Source organism: Phenylobacterium sp. (genome assembly GCF_035276905.1).
In the GTDB taxonomy this organism is placed as follows: Bacteria; Pseudomonadota; Alphaproteobacteria; order Caulobacterales; family Caulobacteraceae; genus Phenylobacterium.
Genome location: NZ_DATELG010000324.1, coordinates 1 through 5,094, shown reverse-complemented (window position 1 = coordinate 5,094; position 5,094 = coordinate 1). Strand labels below are relative to the sequence as shown.

The 5,094-nt window shown below is 68.3% G+C and carries 3 protein-coding genes; 2 read left to right on the top strand and 1 reads right to left on the bottom strand.

The annotated features are described in order from the left end of the window. Nucleotides 1-1,629: biotin/lipoyl-containing protein (locus tag VJS38_RS15235; RefSeq protein ID WP_324089002.1), on the top strand; the 1,629-nt coding region annotated here is incomplete at its 5' end. Between the two features lie 129 nt (nt 1,630-1,758). On the opposite strand, the gene VJS38_RS15230 is transcribed toward VJS38_RS15235, so the two are convergent. Next, entirely contained in the window at nt 1,759-2,172 is a 414-nt protein-coding gene (locus tag VJS38_RS15230; RefSeq protein WP_324089001.1) for a hypothetical protein, read from the bottom strand. A gap of 198 nt (nt 2,173-2,370) precedes the next feature. Between VJS38_RS15230 and VJS38_RS15225 the strand changes: the two genes are divergently transcribed. Then, entirely contained in the window at nt 2,371-4,794 is a 2,424-nt protein-coding gene (locus tag VJS38_RS15225) for a TonB-dependent receptor (protein ID WP_324089000.1), read from the top strand. The last annotated feature ends 300 nt before the right edge of the window (nt 4,795-5,094 follow it).

The window sequence follows — 5,094 nt, the reverse complement described above, 5'->3', positions numbered from 1 at the left end:
GAAAGCAAGAAGTTCGCCGCCAAGGCCAAGGTTTCCGTCGTGCCCGGCCACGTGGGGGAGATCGACGACACGAAGCACGCGATCAAGATCGCCGCCGAGATCGGCTATCCGGTGATGATCAAGGCTTCCGCCGGTGGCGGCGGCAAGGGCATCCGCGTGGCCTGGAGCCGCCAGGACGTCGAGGAAGGCTTCCCGGCGGTGCGCGCCGAGGCCAAGGCCAGCTTCGGCGACGACCGGATCTTCATCGAGAAGTTCATCGAGAGCCCGCGCCACATCGAGATCCAGGTGCTGGGCGACAAGCACGGCAACGTGGTGCACCTGTTCGAGCGCGAGTGCTCGATCCAGCGCCGCAACCAGAAGGTCATCGAAGAGGCCCCGAGCCCGCTGCTCGACGAGGCCACCCGCAAGGCGATGGGCGAGCAGGCGGTCGCGCTCGCCAAGGCGGTCGGCTACGACAGCGCCGGCACCGTCGAGTTTGTCGCCGGCCAGGACCGCAGCTTCTTCTTCCTGGAGATGAACACCCGCCTGCAGGTCGAGCATCCGGTGACCGAGCTGATCACCGGCGTCGACCTCGTCGAGCAGATGATCCGCTCCGCCGCCGGCGAGAAGATGTCGTTCGGCCAGGGCGACCTGAAGATCAACGGCTGGGCCATCGAGAGCCGGATCTACGCCGAGGACCCCTATCGCGGCTTCCTGCCCTCGATCGGCCGTCTGGTGCGCTACAGCCCGCCGCCGGAGGGCGAGATCTCCGAGACCATCGTGCGCAACGACGCCGGCGTGCGCGAGGGCGACGAGATTTCGATGTTCTACGACCCGATGATCTCCAAGCTGTCGACCTGGGGCCCGGACCGCCTGACGGCGATCGACGCCATGGGTCGGGCGCTGGAGGACTTCCACATCGAGGGCCTGGGCCAGAACGTGCCGTTCCTGGCCGCGGTGATGGACCAGGACCGCTTCCGCGCAGGGACGCTGTCGACCAGCTACATCAAGGACGAGTTTCCCGACGGCTTCCATGGCGCGCAGGCGACCGGCTTCCAGCGCGACGTCATGGCGACGGTGGCGCTGGCCATGCACCGCACGCTGACCCGCAGAGCCGCGCCGCAACTGCTGCGCGACGAGTGGGTGGTGATCGAGAACGGCGAGCGCCGCGGCGCGCGGGTGGCCAACGGCGGTGACGCCTTCACCGTCGAGTTCCTGGCCGACGGCCGCAAGCTGCGGTTGGAGAAGGCCGACTGGCGGCCGGGCAAGCCGGTGTTCTCCGGCGTGCTCGACGGGACCGCGTTCACCGTCCAGGTGCAGACCGCGGCGGAAGGCTTCAAGATCCGCCACCGCGCCGCCACCGCCCACGTGCTGGTGCTTACCGAGCGTTCGGCCGAACTGCATGAGAAGCTGCCCCCCAAGCAGGCGGCGGACACCTCCAAGATGGTGCTCTCGCCGATGCCGGGCCTGGTGGTCAGCCTCGACGTCGCCGCCGGCCAGGAGGTCCGCTCCGGCGAGCAGGTGGCGATCATCGAGGCGATGAAGATGCAGAACATCATCCGCGCCGAGCGCGACGGGGTGGTGAAGGCCGTCAACGCCAAGGCCGGCGACAGCGTCGCCGCCGACGAGGTGCTGATCGAGTTCGCCTAAGGGGCTGCGCGTCGGAGGCGCGTCGGCCCCTCCCGAGGGCTGATCGCCCGGGGGCGGCAGGCGCTTTTTTCTGCCGCTCTTCCCCGCGAAAAGCGGGGAAGAGGGGTGTTGGTGGCGACTGCTAGGCGCTCAAGTCTGACCGTCGCGGCGCCGCACTCGCCAGGCGTTCCAGGCTCCGGCTGCGACCACCAGGTCGCCGAGCAGCGTCCAGCCGCCCTGGACGATGCCATAGGCTTGCGGGCGGGCGTGGACGAGTTGCTGCGCCGCGGCGGTCATCAGGACCGCCAGGCAGACCGAGGCGGCGGTCAGCGGCCAGGCCTTGGTCGATCTCAGGGCGAGCGGCAGGACGAGGGCGAGCAGGGCGAGGGCGATGACTACGTCGCGCACGACGGCCTGCGCCGGCGCGCCGGTCCGGACGAATTCTCCGCCGAGCGCGGCGGCCGCCTTGGCCGCGCCGAAAATCTGCTCGTCGCGGCCGCCGAGCAGGAGCGCGACGGCGAGCGCCGCCGCGCCCAGGCCGGCCAGCCCCCAGGCCACCCACATTCCTCGCCGCCCCCCAGCAATTTCCTGTCGCGAATGCAAATCTATAGCAATTCAGCGGGCGGACAACGTAGGCGAGTGTCGCGGTGCGATGCTATCACCAAACTGTCGCTGAGCCGTCGCGGGCCCTTCGCGATGCCTGCCTAACCCCCCGCCTCCAGGGCCCGTCAACCAAGGGCCGCGCAATTCGGGGCGTATCCAATGATCAGATCGAGCCGGCGGGCGATGCTCGCCGTGACGGCCGCGGCTGCGGCGTTGATGGCGGCGGCCGGGACCGCGAGGGCCGACGACGCCGCCGCCGCCGAGGCGGCGCAGACCTCGGAAGTGGTCGTCACCGCGGTGCGCAGCACCCGCTCGGCGGTCGCGATGCAGGCCGAGGAGGTGCAGAAGATCCTTCCGGGCGCCAGCCCGCTGAAGGCCATCCAGACCCTGCCGGGCGTGCTCTACGAGACCGCCGACCCGTGGGGCAACAACGAGCAGAACGAGTCGCTGTTCGTGCACGGCTTTTCGACCCAGCAACTGGGCTACACCATGGACGGCGTGCCGCTCGGCGATCAGCAGTACGGCAATTACAACGGCCTCAGCCCCTCGCGCGCAGTGACCAGCGAGAACGTCGACCGCGTGATCCTGGCCTCCGGCGCCGGCTCGCTCGGCGTGGCCTCGACCAGCAACCTGGGCGGCGCGATCGAGACCTTCTCGCGCGATCCCTCGGCCCAGCGCGTGTTCAACCTGCGCCAGACGGTCGGCAGCTATTCGACCACCCGCACCTTCCTGCGGATGGACACCGGCGAGTTCGGCGACGGCGACAGCGGCTACCTGTCGTTCCTGCACCACGATGCGCGGGCCTGGGACTTCGACGGCCACCAGAAGGGCAACCAAGTCAACGCCAAGTACGTCCACAAGGACGATCGCGGCAAGCTGACCGCCTATTTCAACTGGAACGACAAGGTCGAGCCGAACGAGGACGCCACCGCCTTCGGCAACCAGCAGTCCGCGACCTCGACCTACTTCCCCTACACCCGGCCGTTCCTTTACCCGAACCTGGCCGCCTGCGCCTCGACGCTGACCAACGGCGCGCCGCCAGCCTTCCAGGGAAACAACTTCTCGAACTGCTTCAGCGCCGCCCAGCGCACCGACCTCCTGGGCTATGTGAAGTACGACTACAGCTTCTCCAGCAACCTCACCTGGTCGAACCAGGCCTACTACCACTACAACTACGGCCGCGGCATCGTCGCCGGCCCGGTCAACCAGGCCGGCCTGCCGACCCTGTTCGCCGCCTATTTCCCGCAGCTGGTGGTCGGCTCGCCGACCAGCGCGGCGACGCTGGCGAACATCGTCGCTCGGTTCGGCGGCACAGGGAACGAGGTGCGCACGACCGAGTACCGCATCAACCGCGGCGGCCTGATCTCGACCCTGAACTACCAGGTCGGCGACCACCAGATCGAGGCCGGCGTCTGGTGGGAGCACAACGAGGACGCCCAGCACCGGGCCTGGTACCCCTTCACGGCGGCGAACAACGACCTCAGCCCCTATGACGAGCCGCAGGGGCCGGCGGCCTTCATCCAGTATTACGCCCAGTTCTTCGTGAACGACGTCCAGCTGCACCTGCAGGACGCCTGGCGCATCCGTCCGGACCTGACCCTGCAGTTCGGCTTCAAGTCGAGCCTGCAGAACGCGAACGGCAAGTTCCCGATCAATCAGGTGAACCTGCCGACCGCCAACCCGCCGACTCACTTCCCCTCGGGCCGCATCACCTCGAACAAGTGGTTCCTGCCGCAGATCGGCGTCTTGTGGGACGCGACCGAGCACGAGCAGGTGTTCGCCAACGTCCAGAAGAACATGCGCCAGTTCATCCCCTATGGCGCGGGCTCGAACTTCTACGGCTTCTCGCCCTGGAGCCTCGGCAGCCAGGCGGCCTTCGAGCTGTTCAAGAGCACGGTCGAGCCGGAGACCTCATGGACCTATGAAGCGGGCGTTCGCACCCAGCGGCAAGTCGACCTCGGGTTCCTGACCGGGATCAGCGGCCAGGCCAGCGTCTATCACGTCAACTTCAACAACCGCCTGCTGAACATCGCGGCCTTCAACTTCATCAACCCCGGCGCGGCGGTCCTGGCCAACGTCGGCGGGGTGACCACCAACGGCGCGGACATCGCCGCGACCCTGCAGTTCGGGCCGCACTACCGGTTGTACAACGCGGTCTCGTACAACAAGTCGACCTACGACTCCGACTACCGGACCGGCAGCGCCAGCAACACGATCACCACCGTCGCCACCGGCGGCAAGCAGGTGCCGCTGACGCCGAAGTGGCTGAACAAGACCATCCTCAGCACCAGCTGGGGCGGCTTCGACGCCCAGATCAGCGCCGACTACGTCGGCGAGCGCTACGTGACCTATCTGAACGACCTTTCGGTCAAGTCGACCTTCCTGATCGGCCTGCAGGCGAGCTACCAGTTCGAGCTCGACCGGAGCGGCTGGATGAAGGCGCTGCAGGTCAGCGCCAACATCACCAACCTGTTCGACCGCAAGGGCGTCTCCACCGCCACCGTCACGGGCAATTCCGGTGGCTACACCGCCTTCCCACTGGCCCCGCGGCAGGGCTTCGTGACGGTCTCGGCCGACTTCTAGGGCGGGCCTGGCCGGCTCTGTCCCGCCCGGGCGATACGGGCGGGACGGGGCTGCGGCGCACGTTGACGCCTCCGCGGGCGGCCCGCCAGACTGCCGGCTCATCCGAAAATCAGGAACAGCGGGAGCGAGACCATGAGCACGCCGAACACGACGCCGACGGCGGCGGTCCCGCGTCCCTCCACCACGGTGCTGCTGGTCCGCGACTCGGCGGGCGGGCTGGAAGTGCTGATGGTGACTCGCGCCGACGGGTCGCACTACGGCTCGGCGATGGTCTTCCCGGGCGGAATCCTCGACGCCGAA